We start from the raw sequence: 19743 nt of genomic DNA, 5'->3' as shown, positions 1-19743 counted from the left end.
ATTACTCTTGAGATAATAATGCGACATCCACTCGCAATTTCTGCACTTATGGTTCTCTGCAGCCTTTACCTTTCCGTCTATTTGCTTTTTCTTTGTCTCGATGTATTTATTCACGTTCAAATTATCACCTCAAATTGAAAAAGCAGCCCCGCTGGACTGCTCTCTCGACTTTGTGTGCACTTCTTTTCACTTTTCCTTATACCAAGCATAACATAGATTTTTCTTCTTGTTGTCTCATGTTTGTCTCAAATTTGTCTCACGTTTGTCTCACACTTTTCAAATTCATTCCACTCCATGTACTTTGCAATGTCCTTTACTATGTCTTCTCTCTTCCTGTATGTTGTTGCTCTGCTCATGCTAAGTTTCTCACCTATCAATTCAAATCCAGCCTCGTCTCCGTACTTGTATTCAACAAATTCCCTGGCCTTTTCATCAAGCTTTTTCAGTATGTATTCAATTTCGCAGATCGCAATTTCGAGTTGCCTTATGTCCGATTGTATATCTAACTTCTCAGCCATTGTTTTTTCGAGTTCCCGCTCAAGCTTCCCTATGCCATTGATAATCGCTTTCTCCGCTGGACCTATGCAATCGCTTGATGCTGTTACTTTGTCTTTTGAATAATCAATGCCTTTAAGACAATCGTCTATTATGACATTGCATTCCTTAATGTCTCTGAGCACATTCTCTTTCTTTTTTTCCAGTATCCCCTTTTTATGCTCTAGAACTCCTTTTCTCTTGATGTTTCTGAAATAAGTATATAGCTTGCTTTCTGTTTTTCTAAAAACATCCCCTGTTACCAAGTAATCTCCCTCCTATTTCTCTATCTGTCCGCCTGCCCACGCATGATTGATAAGGCTTACACCCAGCAATCCAAGCTCGTGGCTTTCGAGCTCTCTTTCTCTTTGCCAGCCTTCCTCGTTTATGTAATACTCTTTGGCTGACACGACCTTGTTATCCTCTTTGATGATTTCGATTTTCATTCCCTCGCCTCCAGTCTCTTCATCACTCCGACCATCAACCTTTCCATTCTCCCAGGACCGAATCCAAACCGCTCGTGAAGAGCTTCCCTGTAAACCTCCATCACTTCCTCCTGGGCCCTGAATATTATGTTGTTGATGGTGTTTTCGAACTCAGCAACGCTCATTTTCGAAAACCGCTTTTTCATCGCCTTGGACGATTGTCTACTCTGCTGCCTGTTCAATCTCCATCACCTCAATTTCAGTTCTTGGATTCTTTTTATCAACCTTCCCCTGAAGCCTCAGTTCTATGTTGTTGAAGCTGTCATCCTCAATTACTCCGGCTTTCACCAGACCGTCCAAAAGAAACTTTCCGGAATAGTTGTCTGGGTCACGTCTTCTTCTATCTTTAAAGAAGTATGTTATCCTCACCAGAGCGATTTGAAGGGGCTTTTTAGGTCTTCTTATACTTCCTCTGACCAACCACTCCCATCGCTTCTTTTCTTCGCTGTAAGCATGGAAAGAATTCGAATTTCCCATATACTTATTGTTGCTGGGCGGTATGTCATTTATTATTATCTTCATTTCGCACTTCCTTTTGCTTTCCCAATTGAATGTTGCACTCCTTGGCTGCCTCTTCAATCGCTTTCTGAGGATCCATGCCGTTGAAGTATTTCTCAACAGCAATCTTGGCAGCTTTCTTGGCTATCAAATCATACATTATCCCCATGTCTACTCCTTCACATCTTCTGCGAACCACGCTTCTATAAGTGGCTGCATCCTTCTTTTCAGCTTCTTCTCGATTCTATACTTTCTTGTTCGATGTCGTATTCTATCCAGCCTCAATATTTCAGCACGAAGCTCCATACTCTTTCTTATGCGCTTGCTTATTCTCTCCTGAACTTCGTGTATTTCCATCGCTGCAGCTTCTTCCGTTTCGCTTGCTTTCAGGTTCCTTCTAACAAATTCGGTCTTCACTCTCTTTGCTATGCCGGCCAGTTTCATGGCCAGTTCTTTAAAAGCAGTGTTGAGTTTTTCTATATATAAATCCATTACTTCGCCTCCTCTGGTATTGCCATTAATGCCGTCGTAGAGTTTTTTGCCGGAATAAAGATTCCCTCAACTTCAATGCTCCTAGATGCAAAGTGCACCATCTCTTTTCCGCTTTGCCTGAGGCTTTTAGCTAATTCGGTTAACAGATTTTCAGACAAAGCAGCTTTTTCAAATTTGCCCTCAGATAATAAATAACATCCGATATTCACTGCTGCACCTCCACTATTTTTCGCTTTCCAAATTCAGCTTTTCCACTCTCAATCTGACTTCATCACGATTATCAGTCCATTCCCCATGATATTCACGATTCCCAGAGTGATCAATTTCTGCCGTATCTATATTTCTATATGCACAGTATATTTTTTTGTCATTGATAAAATTAGATGATACTTTCCATTCGCTTTTCATTTATTTATCCTCCTATTTCGCAATTTGCTTGTATTGTGAATTATTTCAACTCCCTCAATATTTCTTCTAGGGTCCATTCATTGTTAACAAACTCCGATTTAGTCATGTTAAATCTCCCAGCTGGGTCCAGTGGCACCCGGCATAAATCTTATTGAGTCCGTGCTTTGAAGTTATTATTTGGTCTAGATGAAACTCGATCATGCTATCCCCCCTAATCGTACAGCTTTCCTCCGACAAGTTTCCTAATTTCATCGTCTGAATATCCTTTCTCCCTGTATCTGTCCTGTGCTAATCTTTTAAGCTCTAGGTCGTATTTTCTGTTATTGTGGACATTTATGTGACAGAACACACATAAGGCTGCGCACATGTCCGTTTCTTCCGTTTGCTGGCGCTTGCCATGCCCTCTTGAAGTTGTTTGTAAATGGCAAACAAATAATATCATTCCATCTTCTCATTCACAACTGATGAAACCTCGTCTATAAAGGCATTAAATTGATTGCATAGCTGAGACATCCTGTATAGCCTATGTTCCTCTCCACCTGTTGGAAAGTCTAATATGCAAAGCACATCTGGGTAAACAAATGTTTCCTTATCTACTTGATGATAGTTTTCCAGTTGCGTAAACCAATATTCGTATGTTTTCACAAAAAAGTCTAAATCTTTTTCGTTTCTAATTAAGAAAAGCTTGTACTCATGCTTGTACCTATTATTAAGCATGGCTGGGAAATTTGCTTGAGTTTTAATCCCCAATCTCTCTTCTATCTCTCTTTCCAAGTTTTCTTGTTTTTTCTCTTCCTCATAGCAAAGGCAGTCATCTTCGTTGTAGAATTCCGTACCATCATTAGCTATGAACACATCCTTAATGATTGTTTTAGTTTTCTTTTCCATTGTCAATCCCTCCCAATTTTACTTTGGTTTTCCCTTGTCAGTCACCTCTGAATGTTTAAAAAAAGAGCCTGCAAAAGCAAATTCCAAGCACTATGGCGACACGAGAACAAATTGTATAGCCAATCAGCATACTGCATCATTTGATTGGATTGTGCTGTATTTTTTACTTGTATATCGTTTTGTATAATCCTCGCACATCGCCAGTTCGTAATATTTAGCCAGCCTATGGCAATCTCTACCTCGCTCAAATCCTAGCTGCTGCTTATGATATTGTATGGCTCTCTCTATATCTTTTAGGTTGTTCATGCCCTGCGCCTCCTATTGCGCTATTTGCTTGTAATGTGAATTAGTATAACCCCATTCTTTTTGCTTTCAAGTCTTGAAAGCAATCATAAATGTATTCAGAGTCTTTTTCTGTTAGCACCAATTTTTCTTTAGAAACATGATTATTAAGCCATACTCTTTCACCTTTCCAATCAACTTCTATTGTGTACAAAACTTCTCTATACTCTCTTGTGTCCATTTTTCCACCTCCTAAATTGGTGCATAATATATTCAGATTGCGCATCACACGATTATAAGTCTGCTATTCCTCCTCATCATCCAAGCACACCAGCACCCTTGGATTTTTAGCAGCGCTGATGCGTTTCATATATACCGGTGACGAATAGAACCTGAGACTCGTTTCCTTGATGCCCAGTTCCTTGGCTATTTCCGGCACCGTGCCCATGCACGCTATCCATAAGCCCTATACAGCCATTCACGATGTCTTTTTCAGAATGACTTTATAATTCAAGTTCTTTGAGTTTGTCATTTACTGTCTTCATAACTACCCTTAGACTTTCTGCCGCTTCATCGTCAAGCTCAAAATCTATCGGCGGCCTATCATGTCCATTCTTTGTGAAATACTCGACTTCGCCTACTACTGATAGAGCCTTTATGATGCCGCTTAGATAACCTTGTTTGTAATTAATAGGGCTGTTGTCATCGTCTATCCAATCAACAATAGATTTATCGTTGAGTTTTTTCTTCAAGACTTCACTGTCTATCATCATACAGACCACTCCTTTTTTCTTATTGGCCATTTATTCAGATTGCGCACCTACACCTCCTTGATCTGCACATCAATGCCTATTCTTTTCCACTGGAAACTCTCAAGCCTTCCAAGCTTATCTCTGAAGAAATGCAGGTGCTCCGTATCGTATAAGTACGTGTATATGCCAATCATGTTCTTGCACCTGCCGTCCCCACGTCTTTCCTTGTCACCACTGCCTCCCATGATGTATGGTTGCTTGATGATGTATTTCCTACCTGGCTCAAACTGTTTGCGCTGAGGTATGTTCACTTTCGGGCCTCTGTCTGATGCTCTTTGCGGCTTATACAACTCTAGCTCCTCGGCGTATATCTTGATTGTGCTCTGAGATAGCCTGTTTGCGTCTGCTATCTCCTTGAGTGTTTTGCTTCCCCAGTGTTCTTTTATATATTCCTTTACCTTCATTTTCATGCCGAAGCCTCTGTTTTTCTTTCTCGGCTCTATAGCGTCAGGATTCTTTTTTAGCCCATATTTTTTCTGTACCAGTTGCAATCTATGCAGCGTCACTCCCGGCCTTTCCATGAGCACGCTGTTTCGAGTGTCAGCGTAGTTCGCCTTAATGTATGAATCTATCTCCTCAGGTATCTTTTTTGCCACATCAACGCCCTCCTTGATATATGATGTTTTGCTAAGCTCTAACGTTAATTTATACCGTTCATAAAATTCGCATATTTATCAAAATAATCCCATCTATTCACGTACTTGTTGTATTGGCTTTTGGCTCCAATGGACAATTGCTTAACCTTTAATTCTTTGCTTGGTATTATCAATATTCTACCGATGCTTTCATCATGCTCTATTGCAAACATCATGAATATGTCGCAAGCGTGCTCTTTCTTGTCGAGATTGAATGTGTGGAAAGTCCCTGTTTTCGAATTCGTATATGGCTTAGCTGCTTTTATGTCTACCTTGATGGCGTTGTTGACGTACAAGCAGAGAATTATTTCCCGTGACTTGCTCTATTTCGCTTCTACTCGGCATCCTATCTATGCCGAGACACCTCATTACTTTTTTTATTTCAGATTCTATCTTCTGATTATCCCATCTTGTTCCGTGTGTATATCCCATGTCTGCCTCCTAATCAAAAAGGAATGTCATCCATCGAGTCGTCCAGTGCCTAGAATCCTTCTGCACTTAACCCTGCTGGCTCGCTCTGTCCACCGTCGCTCTTCGCATATTCCAGGAACTCAACCCTATCTGCAACAACTTCAGTCGCCCAGCGTTTCGTCCCATCTTGAGCCTCGTAGCTTCTTACCTGAAGTCTTCCGCTGACTCCGACCTGTCTGCCCTTTTGAAGATAGTTTGCACAATTCTCAGCTGCTTTCCCCCAAACCTGCACAGGTATGAAGTCCGCCTCGTAATTACCTTCCTTGTTCTTAAACGTTCTATTCACGGCAACCGTAAATGTCGCCACTGCTTTTTCAATCCCTGGTGGATATTTAAGGTCAGGATCCTTGCAAAGTCTTCCGATAATTACCACACTATTCATTATTCCACCTCCAAAAGTTCTGCGTCCTGATGTATGTTGCCTATGATAGTCACTATGTCGGATTCATAGCGTATTCTGAGAGTCTCAGCCAACGGCTCAAATTTCGGGTGATAACCCCTATAATTCCTCGCCATGAACGCCCCGTCTTTGAATACAACCTCATATTTGTCAGATAAATACTCTCCGCTTTGCTGGTCTTTTCCTTGCCATAGCAGAATATCGCCCTCGTAAATATCACGTTTTGCATGGTCTTTGAGACCGGTGTATTGCATTATATCCACGCATTTGGAGTATGGCTCAAAATGCGCCCAATGCGGCTGACAGTCATAATCCACATCCTCGGGTTTTATCCACACGCTACATGCGGTATAGTTTTCATCGCCTGCTACGTCTGTCCATTCTCCCCACATTGCAACACAGACCTTATAGTTCATGTATTTGTACTTATGGTCCCACGCTCTAAACTTGATTTCTCTCACGCTTATCGCCTCCTATCACTTCATAAATACAAGCCAATGCGTCTTTCCTCTTTGATTCCCAAACAAAGGTTTGAAGTCTATTAAGTCAAGTATTTGCTTGAGTCTAATCTGGTCCTCATTCCATTTGAAAATCAGCACACCGTCTGGAGCTAAAACCCTCATGCATTCACTGAATCCTTGCTTCAAATCGATTGGCCACGATTCTTCCAGAACTCCGTATTTTTTTCTCAGCCAAGATGCTTTTCCTGCTCTAACTAAGTGCGGTGGGTCAAATACCACCAGTCTGAACAAATTGTCGCCGTATGGAATATTCCTAAAATCTCCGATTACGTCAGGCTTTATAACGAGTTTTCTGCCATCGCATAGGGTATCCTCGATTTCTCTGATATCCATGTATACTGCATCTTTGTGGTTTTTGTCGAACCAAAACATTCTGCTACCACAGCAAACATCTAATATTTTCTTAGTCACAAAGCATGCCTCCTATTTCTTCAACAAGCCCATCAAGGAATCAAATCTTCTGTTGCCCTCTTCCTTCCTTCTCGAAGGGCCTTCGATTTCTAATATGGGAGCTACTGCCGTTAACCTATCAAAGCTGCGGTCTATTCTGTCCTCGGAAATCAACTTTTCCCTTAGCTGCTGCTTGTTTAGGTTCGTTGTTATTATAATGGGCTTCCCTTGTCTGACTCTGCTGTCTATAATCGAGTAGATTATTTGTTTTTCCTTGCCTCTTGCAGATGTGTGCTCCGCTCCCAGATCATCCAGTACTAGGAGGTCTGCATTTTTAAGTGAGTTGATTATATGGGCTTCGCCTTCCTCGCCATAGCTGTTATACGATGAGTATATTTTGTTGATTATGCCTATGGTTGATATTGCTATGACTGGGACAAATTTATTGAGCAACTCATTCGCTATGCAAAAGCTCAGATATGACTTGCCTGCTCCCGGAGGCCCCATGAGTATCATTCCTGTATTCTCTTTTTTCATCCTTGTCCATTCGTTGCAGTATTCCACCGCAAGCTTATACAGGTCTTTGTTGTATTTATCCGTCTTGAAATTTCCGAAAGTGTATTGCATGAAGCTTTTATCCATAAGGCTATATTCTTTTAGCCTGTCTAGTTTCCTTTGCTGCTCAACTTTCATGTCCAACTCTCTTTGCTTTTCATACTCCTCACGCTTACATTTGCACATGCATGGAACTTTTTTCTTGGCACCCATGAATTCGACAATCGTGGATGTTTTTTCTCCGCACTCAGGGCAATAATCAACTTCCAAACTTGATTGATTTGACGTCTGCGTATTGATCATTTTCGAAAGTGTTTGAGTTATCGTTTCCATTCTGCTTGTCCCTCCTATCCCTCAGGTAGGCATTGAGGCCATCCATAGTGGTTATGTTGCTCTTGTGCCAGTTGTTTAATATTGCATTGATATATCCATATGAGCGCTTGTTATATGTCACTGCTTCTCCGATAGCTGCTATAATCACGTCTGTTTCCATATCATTCATCCAGTTAGAAAGCTTTTCACCTTCCATAGGCGTGATTGGATGTATATTCTGATCGAATGCTTGAACAATTTTCTTGAAGTCTTTATCATAAAGAGCAGCGGAAGAAGATAAATCTTCTTTCTCTTTCTTCTTCTCTTTCTTATTCTTATTCTCTTCTTCTTCTCTTTCTTCTTCTCTTTCTTCCCCCGAGTCTATGCCTAGTCTATCCATAGGGTATGCATACGGTATAGATACGGTATCAACTGGGTATCCAGCTTCGATTAATCCATCCTGAAAAAGCCTTAGGAATTCACTGTTTTTAATACCTTTGAGTTCCTTTTCCATGCATGCAATTACTTTTTTAGAATTAATAAAGTTATACTTATTCCAATTAAGCAGAATTATTTCTCTGGTATCTTCGCAATACCTAATTTTTCCATAACCAATGAATCTTTGGAGCAACTTATCTACTGTTTCTCTGTTGTATCCTGTTTCCGTCTCTATGATCCGTTTCGGGAGCTCGTATATTCCGCACTGGTTCGTCTTGGAATTAGTCATTAAGTATAGATAGAAATACTTTTCTTCTGGAGTGAGCTCTAATACAAAACCATCCTGCCAAAAGCTTGTATGGACTTGTCTATATCTGGCCATCTAATCACCTACTTTATATTGGCTTTCTTCAAGCCTTTTCTGGATCTTCTCCAGGCAGTGCCGGCATATCCAATGCCCGAAAAAGTACATGCCATCTATGTCCTTGTGCTCACTCTCGCAAAACCTGCATTTATCTTCCATAGCTATCCCCCTATGTAGAGGGCGGTCAAGCCGCCCCTGGTTATTTTTCTTCGAATGGTGTGCCTTCGAAATTCACTTCCTCGGCTTGTGTAACCTCTCCTGTTTCCGCATCTATCACTGTATAGTCGGCTGAGATTGAATCTATATCATTTTCAATCATGCTCATATCGTCTGATATCTTCGACTTGACGCCCTCATCGGAAGATACTGCCCTTTGCATCTCTATCGAAAGTGGCGCATACTTGAGCAGCTGCTTGATTACTGTCTTCTTAGCCATAGAGTCAAAATCTGTCTGCCATGGTCCGCTGCCGAATGTTTTAGAAAACTTCCTGGCATGAGCTGTCACCTCGTCCTTTGTCATGAAGTAAAAGCTATAACCCCCGTTAGTCAGATGATAGACGGCATAATATCCTATTACATCACCCCTGTCGCCGCTCAGGAGTGGTTTGTGGATGAGTTTCTGCTCAAGGCCATAGTCTATATCAAATTCATCGTTTTTCATCACTGCGTGGGCATATATCGTCTTAATTTTGTTGCTCCTTTGCGCAAGGTCAAGAAGGCCCTTATAACCTACCTGGAACTGGACCTTGTTACCGTAAGGTATCAGATAAGCCTGTCCAAGCGGCGTATTCGGTTCAAGACCGAGCTGAGCACTCTCCATCATTGCAGCTATGAAAGATACCGGGTCACACTGCTGTAGCTTGGGGTTGCTGTTGAACGCCGTCAGGGCTACTCTCTGAAACCTTTCCGAGCTCATCATTTCTGGAAGCGCTGCTTTGATTTCAGATGCCATCTTAGCCAGCATCTGCTTCATGCCTTTGTTACCGTCCGATTTTTGAACCTGATTGCTTGTTGCCTTTTGAGATAGTGCGTTTTTCGCGTTTACACTTGCCATATCAATCCCTCCTATTTAATTACAAAGCGTCTGTAAGAGCTTTGGTTGATATATTGTTCATACAGCTCTGGATAGTCCTTCTTGAATGAGCTGCTGTCGAATCTGTTTGATGTGCATGTCTTCCAAGTTATTAACCTTTCACCTACAAGAGCCCTTTCGTTGAACTCCATTTGCGCTTGGATCTGCTGCTCAAGTTGTGTCTTTTCGGTATCCATGTCCTTGATCAGGTCCTTGAGTACGTCAATCCTTTCAACTTTTTCAACGAATGAACCGTCTAGCTCTATCTGGCTGTCTTCCGAGTATGCGTATTTCTTCTTGAGTATCTCCGAATACTCGTTGCTCCCGTCTGGCTCTGGCGGAACCTGCTTGAGCACGTTGTTGTGCCAGAAGTTATGCTCAATTTGAATGAGGTTCTGGATTGTCTCCTCATCCCGCTCTATCCTCTTCCAGATGAATTTTTCGTTGCCTATCAAGGCAGCTATGTAGCAGCAGTCATATCCGCCCACTGCCATGTAGTGTAAACACTGCAACTCATAGTGAAGCGGAATGCCTTCTTCCCATTCCTTCTTGGCATAAGAGTTTGTAGTCTTGCATTCCAGGAAGGCATTTTCGCCCACGACAACCCTGTCGAGATTGGCCAGCATGAAAGTGTGCTCCTTGTGCTGAAGCATGCTGTTGAGCCTTCTGACCTTCTTGCCTGTCTCATCTGCAAACCTCTTAGCCACGTAATCTTCAAGGTCCCTGCCTATCCTCATCCTTTCGTTGTCCGGGATGCCTTCGACTTCATCTGACACCTTGTCCATGTATATCCGCAGTGGACTGCTCCACGGATTCAGACCTGCTATCGCTGCTGCTTCCGAGCCGCCAATTCCTAGTTTTCTAGTCTTTAGCCAGTCCTCGTGTGACAGGTCCAGCGTCTTCATAAGTACCTGAGCGCTCATTATTCGTCCTCCTCGTCGGTTTCTATTTCATCGCTACAGCATTCGAAAATATCCTCTTCTGTCATTTCTCTCTTAGGGAATACTGCGTCCTCGAAAACCCATTTGTCATGCCAATCTAGCATCATGACTACACCTCCAAAATGTGGTATACTTTAATTGATTTTATTTGTATGCGCCCCTTCTATGCCCTGCCAGGCTGAGGGGCTTTTCTTATACCGCTAAGAGAAAGCACCACATGATTGCGAACATCGCTCCCGTTAGCATCAAAAAGCCTAAGACTTCTCTTGCTTTTACCCACATGACTTCACCTCCTCTTCTCCACATTCCTCGACAAGCCTTTTCTCGATTTTCTTCATGCATTCCGGACATATCCATTGCCCCATGTAGTACATCCCTTTAATGCTTCTCCCTTCATTCTTGCAGAATATACATTCGTCCATGACTCTACCTCCTATGGGTTTCAATTGATTTAATGTTCTCCAAGTCTGTTAGGTCCATGCCTTCCATTCTTTCAAGGAATCCTTCCACTTCTTTTTTTCGTATTTTTAAGCTGCCTAGCTTCAAGCAGGCTAAAAGCCCCTTGTCTATCAACTTATAGACAGCATTAGCATTCGTCTTGAATATAGCTGCCACCTCAGCTACCGTGTAAAGGTGGTCCTCAGCGGGAGGCCTAAAAGGCTGGACTTCCTTGGACATCCTGCTGAGTTGCTCCATTTTCTCTAGTGCCTCATCCAGCCCCGAAAAGTCAAACGGAAATGGGACTATTGGGATTTCTATTTTTTTTGACATGCGAGCCTCCTTATCTAGTAGTGAGCACTGGCTTCCACTCAACCGAAAGCATTGTTTTCCAATATTCACTCACAGTCATGGCCTCACGCTCGAGATATATGTCCTCCATTGCTAAATCGTCGACTTGTGTTAATATGTTTTCCAGTGTGATGAAGAAAGCTGTGTAGTCAGACGGCATAATCAGAATGTCTCCAGGCGAATCTAGCGTTTCATACTTAAGTTTTGCATCCTTGAACAAGTTCAATGTTTGTTGAAGCCCAATCTCGAACTTCTCTGAAAAATCTATTGCGCTTATGCCGAAATTAATTTCTTGTATCATTGTTAATTCCTCCTTAGTTTTCTTCGCTTATATGGTTGCTGAGCCATTCTCCATCCTTGAATGCTATCGTGTAGCTCTGATCATCCTTTCTAATGGCGATTGTTAGCAAATCCTCTCCATCTTCCGTGTTGCAGCTTTCCACTGATTCAACAATTCCATCAACTATGTGCCATATGTCTCTTGCTTCATCAAATTCACTCAAGACTTTTTCACTTGGCATATACAACAATAAATCTGTAAGTATATCCGATTGAGTTCTTGCCAATATTTCCGCTATGCTGTTCTCGCCTATTGACATATCCAGTGTCAATTTTATAAATCTATTCATGATTATTGCCGCTGCATCTTGCCTTTTAATTGTGTCCATTATTAATTCCTCCCTATTTTTTCTATTTCCGGAACATGCCCATTGGCTTTTAACAATTCATACAAGAATAATCTGCCTTTTTGAGTCCATTTAGTATTCATGGTTACATCAGGCGTTCCATTTTTACGCATGATGTCGACTGTTTCAGAGTGCGTATAGCCTTTGCTATGGTGTTTCGCGTATAGCAGCCATTGTTCTCCTTGCTTGTACTGTATTCCCAAGTGGTGCAAAAGTTTATTCATGGCGGTTCCGCTCATGCCGTAGTCTTTTGCTATTTGTGTAATAGTTACAAGCCCTTTGTTGTTTAGTATTCTGTCAACGTAATCTGCTTTTGGCTTCAACTCTCCTATTAGTTGCTCCTGAGCCCTCACTGTAAAAGATAAAGTTTCCAGTTGTCTGTTGGCATACTGCAAAGCTCTGGCCATTATCTTTTCTGGACTATTAAAGTCTTTCTCTATCTGGATGAAGTATTGTCTAGCCTGTTTGCCTTTTTCAGTTCTCTGTATCATCGAAAGCTCTTTTGCCATGTCTAGTTTTAGCGCGTGGTTCTGAATTGTAGTCCATGGATTTTTAGGATTATTGGTTTCTCTTTTTTCGGAAACCAATGCAAAGTCTTGATTTTCAATAAATCCATACTCGACCATGCGACTGAACCACTCGGTATATTTTTCTTTGATTTCTAAAAATTCATGAAGTTCTCTGCCATTTACAATTACTTCTTGGCTTTCATTTGTTTGGATGCCGATTAGCTCGTTCATCATTGGTATGTTCTCTCTGTTGTTGATAATTGTTAGATTGTTCATCATTCTCCTCCCTATTTAATGTCTTTTATTGCGACCGTAACATTTGTTTTTGGGTGTATCACTCGCTCGTTATCTAAATGCCATAAACAGTCACATTCAGGGCATCGCCTTAGATTAGGTGCTTTGCTGTTATAATTTGTTCTACTAAGATTGAATATGTGCCCACAACCGCATTCAATGATTATGTCATGGCCTTGCTTTTCGACTCCGAATTGAAATCCGTAATATTGCATCCGCTTCCCTCCTTTGGATATTAGTTTTGGTCAAACAAGCTTAGCTGCCTTTTAACTCTGAACCTCATAATCGACCTAACGCTTTCGTCCACAAGATGTAGGTTATCAATAATCTTTTTGTACGGGATATCTTGCCAGCTCTCGCCATCCAGAAGAAGCAGTACTCTTTCCTTCACTTTTTCAACCTCATCGTCTTCTCTATCTTCGCCCAACATATTCTTGATATACCTGTTAATATCTATCTTGTTGGCGTGTGTCGGCCTGTAGTTCTCCTCGTACATGCTGAATCGCTTGTCTATCTGGCTGAAAAGCTTGCTTTCAAGACTGCCCATTATGTTGTTGACTATTGCCGTTTCTGATATGTGGTATATGCCGGCCATTGCCTTTTCCATGCTGTGAAATTTGTTGATATATTTTGCTGTGAATATTGTCCCTTTTTCACCCGTGAGTTTATTCCCAACAAGCTCGCAGCCCTTCCTTGTTATTTCATAACGAGGTCTCTTTTCACCCTTACTGTCTACGTAGTCGGAAGGCTTGAAAAATTCTAACGAATCCAATTTTGGATTGGTTGATATGTGCTCTATATAGCACTTGATATCCCTTAATAAATGCGCGTGATTTTTATCAATCATTCCCGCCACTTCCCTGCTGTCCAACACTAGTTGCTCTTGTTGACTTTGAAAATTAATTAGATTGTTCATATGCTCTCTCCTCTTAAATTTGGGTATAAATTCAATATGAGTTAGTTTCGCTTAACGTTTCGTTGTTTGAGTCGTCAAAAAAAATTTCATCGACTGTGACTTCAAGAATGTCCGCAATCTTCTTCGCAAGCTTGAAGCCTGGGTTTCTGGATCCAGTTTCAATCATGGAATAGTAATTCTTGTGGATTCCAAGCATTTCAGAGAATTCTTGCTGGCTGTATCCTTTTTTAATTCTTGCAATTTTTAAGTTAACCACTTTTTATCACCACCCTTTCAATTAACGTTACGTTGTTTCTAAGGATAGTATATCTAACGTTTTGTTAATTGTCAATCTATTTGTTGAAACTTTTTAACTTTTTGTTGAGTTATATTTCAAAGGAGCTAACGATATGTTACAATTACAGGTAAAAACAACGATTGGTGGGATTGATTTGTTTGGAGATAGACTGAGACGGTTAAGAGAGAGAAGGCAAATATATCAGAAAGACTTAGCAAAAATACTCGGCGTATCAGCAGGAGCTATCGGAATGTATGAAACAAATAAAAGGACTCCTGATTTTGAAATTTTAAACAAAATCGCCGACTACTTCGATGTAACTGTGGATTACTTACTGGGAAGAACAGATGATGAAGAAATTAAGATATATGAAAAAGACCAGATACCAGATAAGTTTAAAGACTTGGGACTTGAATATATCGAAATTGCAAAGGAATTAGAATTAAGCGATATATCAGTTGAAGAAATGAAAAAGTTCATAGAGCTTATGAAAATAGCCAAAAAGAAAGAGCAGGAATAAGTTTTTTACTTACCCTGCTCTTTTCTATATTCTTCATTTTCGTATGTATCGCCATTAATCGTACATTTTTTTATGTATTGCGATATGCTTACGCCTGGTTTCTCGCTTTCGAGCTTGTCTTTTTCTTCGTTCATAAGTCCCCTCCCAGTATTTTATATCCCCTATTATATCAGTTTTTAAAAAACCATGCAGAAACGCGCCGTGGTGGCAATTTAAAATCAATTTTTATGTAAAACTTAGCGTTTTCAAACATTCCGATGGCTTTGTTCTTTATTTTAGATTAATCCGCTTTTTGTCCCACAGTATCTTACGGGGGCTTATCGTGTTTTATTGTATTTTGTGATGATATTTAAGTTTTACTATAGAATTATTTTATAATGCCATAAATTTTATTTATAATCAATCGAACACCTGTTTGTTTTATTGTACCTCTATTGCACATGGAAATCAATACTAAAAGTCGATGCGTTTTTCACAGAGCCGAAAGGCTCTTTTTCTTTGTTTAAAAACAACAAACATGCGGTATCAATACAGAAAATCATATTTCAAAAAAATAAATAAATTGAGATAACGCACCGTTTAATGTATAATTATTTCAAAAGGGGTGGTAATATGAAAAAACCTTTCATGCCAGAAATGCTTCCTGTAAAATTGAATGATGCGGACATCATAGAAATATACAAGCTTGAAGCCAATGCCCGAGCCAAAATAGAACGCTTCAACTCGCTTCTTGAGCGCTCTGTCATCAAGGAAGAAGTCCTCATGTTCTTCTCTCTGGACGAATCAATTCAATCATCAAGAATCGAAGGCACTCAGGCGACATTCAGCGATGTAATGGAAGCCCAAGCAACCGGCAAAAAAGATAAGGATATACAAGAAGTTTTGAATTATCTGCACGCCCTTCAAGAAGGTGTGCGCCTTTTGAAAAGCATCCCTATTAGTACGAGGATGTTTTTAAGACTTCATGAAATAATAATGGAAGACGCCAGAGGACAGCATAGAAGCCCAGGAGAATATAGGAGAATTCAAAACTTCATAGGCCCTACAACCAAAATAGAAGATGCTTCATATATTCCGCCAGAGCCGCAAATGGTCGGTGAACTTATGAGCAATCTCGAAAGATATGCAAATGATGAATTCGAAGATGATTTCGGCCCTATTGCAAGAGCTGCCATAATCCATGCCCAATTTGAAACCATACATCCTTTTTTAGATGGAAATGGTCGAGTTGGGCGAATACTCATAATGCTTTATCTCCTTCACAAGGGCATACTCTACAGCCCGACATTTTTCGTTAGCGAAGAGCTTGAGAAAAACAAATTCAAATACTATGCATTGCTAAACAGCATTAGAGGCAAAGAGCCCAAGTGGAAAGAATGGCTAGTATTCTTCATCAATTCATCAGTCAACCAAGCTGACAAATACATAGGCAAGTTGGTTGCTATAGAAGCCCTCTATGACGAGCTTATGAATTTTGCAAAATCCAACAAAATAAACGATTCGGCAGTGCTGGCAATTTTTAAAAAGCCATTCTTTACGGTAAAAGACCTTGAATCTGAAATAGGCGTTAGCTACAACACGGCTAGGAGTTATGTGGCCAAGCTTTTGACAAGCGGCAAGATTTACGGAGACGACAAAAAAAGGAATACCATGTATAGATTCTATGATTTAATAGACATTCTCAGATAAGAGCTTCGGCTCTTTTCTTTTGACCAAATCCATGAACGTGTGTTCTTTTTGCTGTATAATAAAAAAGGAGTCCATGGGGGTGGGCTCCTTATCCAGCTTAAACTGGCTTGTGAATTATCTTGTGAATCTATTATATCACAAGCCTTTGAAGCTGTAACATTAAAAAAGGATGTGATAATATGCAAGGATCCGTAAGGAAACGAGGCGAAAAATGGTCGTATTACTTCAGGGTGGGCAAAGTAAACGGCAGATGGGTCAAGAAAGAAAAGTCTGGCTTCAGAACTAAGAAGGAGGCCCAGGAGGCTCTCAATAGGGCCCTGCAGGAACTTAATGCGACCGGCCAAGTAATAGAGCCTAAGAAAATTTCCGTGGCTGAATACATGGATTATTTCACGACAAACTATATCGAGGTTAATATGCGCGAAAACTCACAAAGAGCTCGTAAGCATATAATCAAAAACCACATTCTGCCCGCCATAGGAAATATCTTTATAGGCAACATATCTCCAGCCATACTGCAAAATATAGTTTCTGAGAAAGCCAAAAACTATTCTCGAAACTACATGAACCTTATCTACGCAACGCTCAATATAGCTTTCAGCATGGCGTATGAATGGGAATTTATCAAAACCAATCCCATGCTTAAGGTTAAAAAACCCAAAAAGACAGTTGAGGAAGAAAAAAGAGTCAAGACATTGACTGACGAGCAGATTCAAACATTGCTGGATAAGATCTCGAATTCTCACCATTACATTCCGACAATGATTGCATTGCATACAGGGATGAGAGCCGGCGAAATAGCAGCCTTGCAATGGACAGACATAGACTTCATAAATAGTACTATCAGCATAACAAAGCGCTTGGACTTCACGGCAACAAATGACAAGTGGGAGTTCTATCCCCCAAAGACGAAGAGCTCTATCCGGACCATTAAGATAGGCGGGGAACTTGCACGCGCACTGAAGGACCAAAAGCTCAGACAGAAAGAGAATAAATTGAAGTACGGTGTACACTATACCGATACCGACTTTGTCAGCACAAAAGAGAATGGCGAGCCTGTGACGACTAAAACAATTAGCCGGCTTAGCAACATAGCAAAGAGAGCTGGCATTGATATGAACTTCCACATGCTCAGGCATACGCATGCGACTCTATTGTTGCAGGCTGGAGTTAATCCAAAGGTAGTCCAGGAAAGACTGGGTCACTCAAACATAAGCATAACCATGGACACATATTCACACGTTACAAAAGAGATTGAAGAGCAAGCTGTTAATCAATTCGAAAGTCTTTTACAAAGAAAAATTGCCACCACGAAATAGGTTTTTCTACCTCGTGGTGGCAAAATGGTGGCAAATCAATAGTTTTTTAACTCGTCAAACCTCTAAATTCCAGCATTCGCAACAATCGATATTCAGATTGTCTTACATCATCGGCATTCCGCCGCCCATTCCGCCTGGCATTGGAGGCTCGTTTTCTTCCTTCACGTCTACTACGGCAGCTTCTGTAGTAAGGAATACTGCAGCAACTGAAGCTGCGTTTTGAAGCGCTGACCTTGTAACCTTAGTTGGGTCTACTATACCAGCCTCAACCATGTTCACGTATTTTTCCTTGAGTGCATCAAAGCCTATTTCCGGCTCTGAATGCTTAACCTTCTCTACTATTACGGCGCCCTCAAGACCTGCGTTTATTGCTATTTGCTTTAGCGGCTCTTCAAGGGCCTTTTTGATTATCTTAACGCCAGTTTGAACCTCTCCCTCAGTCTCTTCAACAAGCTTGTCTAGGGCAGGTATAGCGCTTACAAGAGCAGTTCCTCCTCCTGCTACTATTCCCTCTTCAACTGCAGCTCTAGTGGCGTTGAGCGCATCTTCTATTCTCAGCTTTCTTTCCTTAAGCTCTGATTCCGTAGCCGCTCCAACCTCTATTACAGCTACTCCGCCAGCAAGCTTTGCAAGTCTTTCCTGAAGCTTTTCTCTGTCGAAATCAGAAGTTGTTGTTTCTATTTGTCTCTTTATCTGAGCTATTCTTTCTTGTATGTCAGACTCAGCGCCCGCTCCGTTTACTATTGTAGTTTCTTCCTTTGTAACCTTAACAGTCTCGGCTCTTCCCAGCATAGCCATTGTTGCCTCTTTAAGCTCAAGTCCAACTTCTTCTGATATAACTTTTCCGCCTGTAAGTATAGCAATATCTTCAAGCATAGCCTTTCTTCTGTCTCCAAAGCCCGGAGCCTTGACAGCCACAACCTCGAATGTTCCTCTTAGTTTGTTTACAACTAGAGTCGCGAGAGCCTCTCCGTCAACGTCCTCTGCAATTATAAGCAGTCTCTTGCCTTGCTGCACTATCTGCTCAAGCACTGGAAGTATTTCCTGTATGTTTGAAATCTTCTTGTCAGTTATAAGGATGTAAGCATCGCTTATTACAGCTTCCATTTTCTCTACGTCTGTAACCATGTAAGGAGACAGATATCCTCTGTCAAATAGCATTCCTTCAACAACCTTAAGGTCAGTCATCATTGACTTTGACTCTTCAACTGTTATTACGCCGTCTTTGCCTACCTTGTCCATGGCGTCAGCTATAAGGGCGCCTATTTCCTCGTCGCCTGCAGATATTGCGGCAACCTGCGCTATTTCTTCTTTGTTTTGTATAGATCTTGAAACCTTCTTTATCTCATCTACTACAGTGTCTACAGCCTTAGAGATTCCTTTTCTGATTATTATAGGATTAGCTCCTGCAGCTACGTTCTTAAGTCCTTCTCTTATTATAGCCTGAGCCAGAACTGTAGCAGTAGTAGTTCCATCTCCTGCAACATCGTTAGTCTTAGTAGCAACCTCTTTTACAAGCTGAGCTCCCATGTTCTCATAGGCGTCTGCGAACTCTATCTCCTTGGCTATTGTAACTCCGTCGTTAGTTATAAGCGGAGATCCGAATTTCTTGTCTAGTATTACGTTTCTTCCCTTTGGTCCAAGAGTTACCTTAACTGTATCTGCAAGCTTGTTAACACCAGCTTCTAGTCCTTTTCTTGCGCTTTCAGCGAATTTGATTTCTTTAGCCATTCCTGTAACCTCCCATAGTTTATATTGATATGCTGTCTGTTATTCAACTACTGCAAGTATATCGCTTTGTCTTAGTATTGTATATTCTTCGCCGTCAATCTTTACTTCAGTGCCTGCATACTTGGAGAATATAACCCTGTCTCCCTTTGCAAGCTCCATCTTGATCTCTTTGCCGTCTACTACCCCGCCAGGTCCTACTTCAACTACCTCTGCCATTTGTGGCTGCTCCTTGGCGCTTCCTGGAAGCACTATTCCGCTTTTAGTCTTTTCCTCTGCTTCAAGTCTTTTGATTACTACTCTGTCTGCAAGTGGTCTTATTTTCATTAATGTAACCCTCCTTGAAAATTTGTTATATTTAAGATGTGCCAGAAATACGTATTTTTATTTTAGCACTCTATGAGTCCGAGTGCTAACTACATATAATATACTATTAAAAAGATTTTTCATTGGCAATAGACTTTAAAGGCGATTTACGTCGATTTAGAGCATTTATAGCCATTTTTATTCATATTTAT

38 protein-coding genes are annotated in these 19743 nt (G+C 41.0%); 3 read left to right on the top strand and 35 right to left on the bottom strand.

Annotated features, from left to right (window positions below; translation table 11 throughout):
* Positions 1 to 245: 245 nt before the first annotated feature.
* From GT589_RS03745 to GT589_RS03590, 32 genes are all read right to left on the bottom strand, one after another.
* On the bottom strand, positions 246 to 800 hold the full coding sequence (locus GT589_RS03745; RefSeq protein WP_293396234.1) for a hypothetical protein: 555 nt from the start codon (positions 798 to 800) through the stop codon (positions 246 to 248).
* Between the two features lie 12 nt (positions 801 to 812).
* On the bottom strand, positions 813 to 980 hold the full coding sequence (locus GT589_RS03740) for a hypothetical protein (RefSeq protein WP_293396231.1): 168 nt from the start codon (positions 978 to 980) through the stop codon (positions 813 to 815).
* Positions 977 to 1165, bottom strand: a complete 189-nt coding sequence (locus GT589_RS03735; protein ID WP_293396228.1) for a hypothetical protein — start codon at positions 1163 to 1165, stop codon at positions 977 to 979. Before GT589_RS03735 ends, GT589_RS03740 begins: the two co-directional genes overlap by 4 nt.
* A gap of 16 nt (positions 1166 to 1181) precedes the next feature.
* Positions 1182 to 1541: a RusA family crossover junction endodeoxyribonuclease gene (locus GT589_RS03730; protein WP_293396225.1), complete on the bottom strand. Its 360-nt coding sequence runs from the start codon at positions 1539 to 1541 to the stop codon at positions 1182 to 1184.
* Positions 1522 to 1716: a hypothetical protein gene (locus GT589_RS03725; protein WP_293396222.1), complete on the bottom strand. Its 195-nt coding sequence runs from the start codon at positions 1714 to 1716 to the stop codon at positions 1522 to 1524. The genes GT589_RS03730 and GT589_RS03725 overlap by 20 nt, the downstream gene beginning before the upstream one ends.
* On the bottom strand, positions 1689 to 2009 hold the full coding sequence (locus GT589_RS03720) for a hypothetical protein (RefSeq protein ID WP_293396220.1): 321 nt from the start codon (positions 2007 to 2009) through the stop codon (positions 1689 to 1691). The genes GT589_RS03725 and GT589_RS03720 overlap by 28 nt, the downstream gene beginning before the upstream one ends.
* Positions 2009 to 2218 (bottom strand): hypothetical protein, encoded by a 210-nt coding sequence (locus GT589_RS03715; RefSeq protein WP_293396217.1) that lies wholly within the window; start codon positions 2216 to 2218, stop codon positions 2009 to 2011. Before GT589_RS03715 ends, GT589_RS03720 begins: the two co-directional genes overlap by 1 nt.
* Before the next feature lie 13 nt (positions 2219 to 2231).
* Positions 2232 to 2417 carry a hypothetical protein gene (locus tag GT589_RS03710; RefSeq protein WP_293396214.1) on the bottom strand — a complete coding sequence of 62 codons (186 nt, stop codon included), beginning with the start codon at positions 2415 to 2417 and terminating at the stop codon, positions 2232 to 2234.
* A 211-nt stretch (positions 2418 to 2628) separates the two neighbouring features.
* Positions 2629 to 2859, bottom strand: coding sequence for a hypothetical protein (locus tag GT589_RS03705; protein WP_293396211.1), 231 nt, complete (start codon positions 2857 to 2859; stop codon positions 2629 to 2631).
* Positions 2856 to 3305, bottom strand: coding sequence for a hypothetical protein (locus GT589_RS03700; RefSeq protein WP_293396208.1), 450 nt, complete (start codon positions 3303 to 3305; stop codon positions 2856 to 2858). Before GT589_RS03700 ends, GT589_RS03705 begins: the two co-directional genes overlap by 4 nt.
* A 123-nt stretch (positions 3306 to 3428) precedes the next feature.
* Entirely contained in the window at positions 3429 to 3611 is a 183-nt protein-coding gene (locus tag GT589_RS03695; RefSeq protein ID WP_293396205.1) for a hypothetical protein, read from the bottom strand.
* Positions 3612 to 3651: 40 nt separating this feature from the next.
* The gene (locus GT589_RS03690; RefSeq protein ID WP_293396202.1) at positions 3652 to 3828 is read right to left on the bottom strand and encodes a hypothetical protein; all 177 of its coding nucleotides are present in this window, start codon (positions 3826 to 3828) and stop codon (positions 3652 to 3654) included.
* A 63-nt stretch (positions 3829 to 3891) separates the two neighbouring features.
* Positions 3892 to 4035 (bottom strand): hypothetical protein, encoded by a 144-nt coding sequence (locus GT589_RS03685; RefSeq protein WP_293396199.1) that lies wholly within the window; start codon positions 4033 to 4035, stop codon positions 3892 to 3894.
* Between the two features lie 55 nt (positions 4036 to 4090).
* On the bottom strand, positions 4091 to 4360 hold the full coding sequence (locus GT589_RS03680) for a hypothetical protein (RefSeq protein WP_293396196.1): 270 nt from the start codon (positions 4358 to 4360) through the stop codon (positions 4091 to 4093).
* A gap of 47 nt (positions 4361 to 4407) precedes the next feature.
* Positions 4408 to 4995, bottom strand: coding sequence for a hypothetical protein (locus GT589_RS03675; protein WP_293396193.1), 588 nt, complete (start codon positions 4993 to 4995; stop codon positions 4408 to 4410).
* Between the two features lie 44 nt (positions 4996 to 5039).
* Positions 5040 to 5330 (bottom strand): hypothetical protein, encoded by a 291-nt coding sequence (locus GT589_RS03670; protein WP_293396190.1) that lies wholly within the window; start codon positions 5328 to 5330, stop codon positions 5040 to 5042.
* Positions 5331 to 5515: 185 nt separating this feature from the next.
* Entirely contained in the window at positions 5516 to 5887 is a 372-nt protein-coding gene (locus GT589_RS03665) for a single-stranded DNA-binding protein (RefSeq protein ID WP_293396187.1), read from the bottom strand.
* Complete coding sequence (locus tag GT589_RS03660) at positions 5887 to 6366, bottom strand: YopX family protein (RefSeq protein ID WP_293396184.1); 480 nt, start codon at positions 6364 to 6366, stop codon at positions 5887 to 5889. The genes GT589_RS03665 and GT589_RS03660 overlap by 1 nt, the downstream gene beginning before the upstream one ends.
* A 15-nt stretch (positions 6367 to 6381) precedes the next feature.
* On the bottom strand, positions 6382 to 6837 hold the full coding sequence (locus GT589_RS03655) for a class I SAM-dependent methyltransferase (protein WP_293396181.1): 456 nt from the start codon (positions 6835 to 6837) through the stop codon (positions 6382 to 6384).
* A gap of 12 nt (positions 6838 to 6849) precedes the next feature.
* Positions 6850 to 7704 (bottom strand): ATP-binding protein, encoded by an 855-nt coding sequence (locus tag GT589_RS03650; protein WP_293396178.1) that lies wholly within the window; start codon positions 7702 to 7704, stop codon positions 6850 to 6852.
* On the bottom strand, positions 7631 to 8503 hold the full coding sequence (locus GT589_RS03645; protein ID WP_293396176.1) for a DnaD domain-containing protein: 873 nt from the start codon (positions 8501 to 8503) through the stop codon (positions 7631 to 7633). The genes GT589_RS03650 and GT589_RS03645 overlap by 74 nt, the downstream gene beginning before the upstream one ends.
* Entirely contained in the window at positions 8504 to 8644 is a 141-nt protein-coding gene (locus GT589_RS03640; RefSeq protein WP_293396173.1) for a sigma factor G inhibitor Gin, read from the bottom strand.
* Positions 8645 to 8684: 40 nt separating this feature from the next.
* A complete protein-coding gene (gene recT / locus GT589_RS03635; protein ID WP_293396170.1) occupies positions 8685 to 9539 on the bottom strand; it encodes a recombination protein RecT in 855 nt (284 codons plus the stop codon).
* A gap of 11 nt (positions 9540 to 9550) precedes the next feature.
* On the bottom strand, positions 9551 to 10480 hold the full coding sequence (locus GT589_RS03630) for a YqaJ viral recombinase family nuclease (protein WP_293396167.1): 930 nt from the start codon (positions 10478 to 10480) through the stop codon (positions 9551 to 9553).
* Positions 10480 to 10605: a hypothetical protein gene (locus GT589_RS03625; RefSeq protein ID WP_293396164.1), complete on the bottom strand. Its 126-nt coding sequence runs from the start codon at positions 10603 to 10605 to the stop codon at positions 10480 to 10482. Before GT589_RS03625 ends, GT589_RS03630 begins: the two co-directional genes overlap by 1 nt.
* A 165-nt stretch (positions 10606 to 10770) precedes the next feature.
* Complete coding sequence (locus GT589_RS03620) at positions 10771 to 10920, bottom strand: sigma factor G inhibitor Gin (protein WP_293396161.1); 150 nt, start codon at positions 10918 to 10920, stop codon at positions 10771 to 10773.
* Positions 10921 to 10924: 4 nt separating this feature from the next.
* Positions 10925 to 11269: a helix-turn-helix domain-containing protein gene (locus GT589_RS03615; RefSeq protein WP_330582852.1), complete on the bottom strand. Its 345-nt coding sequence runs from the start codon at positions 11267 to 11269 to the stop codon at positions 10925 to 10927.
* A 10-nt stretch (positions 11270 to 11279) separates the two neighbouring features.
* A complete protein-coding gene (locus GT589_RS03610) occupies positions 11280 to 11588 on the bottom strand; it encodes a hypothetical protein (protein WP_293396159.1) in 309 nt (102 codons plus the stop codon).
* 13 nt (positions 11589 to 11601) lie between these two features.
* The gene (locus tag GT589_RS03605; RefSeq protein WP_293396156.1) at positions 11602 to 11955 is read right to left on the bottom strand and encodes a hypothetical protein; all 354 of its coding nucleotides are present in this window, start codon (positions 11953 to 11955) and stop codon (positions 11602 to 11604) included.
* A 2-nt stretch (positions 11956 to 11957) separates the two neighbouring features.
* A complete protein-coding gene (locus GT589_RS03600; protein WP_293396153.1) occupies positions 11958 to 12758 on the bottom strand; it encodes a phage antirepressor KilAC domain-containing protein in 801 nt (266 codons plus the stop codon).
* A gap of 253 nt (positions 12759 to 13011) precedes the next feature.
* Positions 13012 to 13692, bottom strand: coding sequence for a Rha family transcriptional regulator (locus tag GT589_RS03595; RefSeq protein ID WP_293396150.1), 681 nt, complete (start codon positions 13690 to 13692; stop codon positions 13012 to 13014).
* 31 nt (positions 13693 to 13723) lie between these two features.
* Entirely contained in the window at positions 13724 to 13948 is a 225-nt protein-coding gene (locus GT589_RS03590) for a helix-turn-helix transcriptional regulator (RefSeq protein ID WP_293396147.1), read from the bottom strand.
* 133 nt (positions 13949 to 14081) lie between these two features.
* Here GT589_RS03590 and GT589_RS03585 point away from each other — a divergent pair, with 133 nt between their 5' ends.
* Entirely contained in the window at positions 14082 to 14489 is a 408-nt protein-coding gene (locus GT589_RS03585) for a helix-turn-helix domain-containing protein (RefSeq protein ID WP_293396144.1), read from the top strand.
* Positions 14490 to 14494: 5 nt separating this feature from the next.
* Here the strand turns inward: GT589_RS03585 and GT589_RS03580 are convergent, their stop codons facing one another.
* The gene (locus tag GT589_RS03580; protein ID WP_293396141.1) at positions 14495 to 14623 is read right to left on the bottom strand and encodes a hypothetical protein; all 129 of its coding nucleotides are present in this window, start codon (positions 14621 to 14623) and stop codon (positions 14495 to 14497) included.
* A gap of 478 nt (positions 14624 to 15101) precedes the next feature.
* On the opposite strand from GT589_RS03580, the gene GT589_RS03575 reads away from it, so the two are divergent.
* Positions 15102 to 16178 (top strand): Fic family protein, encoded by a 1077-nt coding sequence (locus GT589_RS03575; RefSeq protein WP_293396138.1) that lies wholly within the window; start codon positions 15102 to 15104, stop codon positions 16176 to 16178.
* Positions 16179 to 16357: 179 nt separating this feature from the next.
* On the top strand, positions 16358 to 17497 hold the full coding sequence (locus GT589_RS03570; RefSeq protein WP_293396135.1) for a site-specific integrase: 1140 nt from the start codon (positions 16358 to 16360) through the stop codon (positions 17495 to 17497).
* Between the two features lie 102 nt (positions 17498 to 17599).
* Here GT589_RS03570 and groL read toward each other — a convergent pair whose 3' ends face one another.
* A complete protein-coding gene (gene groL / locus GT589_RS03565; protein ID WP_293396132.1) occupies positions 17600 to 19228 on the bottom strand; it encodes a chaperonin GroEL in 1629 nt (542 codons plus the stop codon).
* A 39-nt stretch (positions 19229 to 19267) separates the two neighbouring features.
* Entirely contained in the window at positions 19268 to 19552 is a 285-nt protein-coding gene (groES, locus tag GT589_RS03560) for a co-chaperone GroES (RefSeq protein ID WP_293396129.1), read from the bottom strand.
* Between the last annotated feature and the right edge of the window lie 191 nt (positions 19553 to 19743).

Source organism: Peptoclostridium sp., from assembly GCF_009881055.1.
Lineage (GTDB): Bacteria > Bacillota > Clostridia > Peptostreptococcales > Peptostreptococcaceae > Peptoclostridium_A.
The sequence above is the reverse complement of the archived record's forward strand: the minus strand, read 5'-3'. Positions and strand labels throughout refer to the sequence as shown.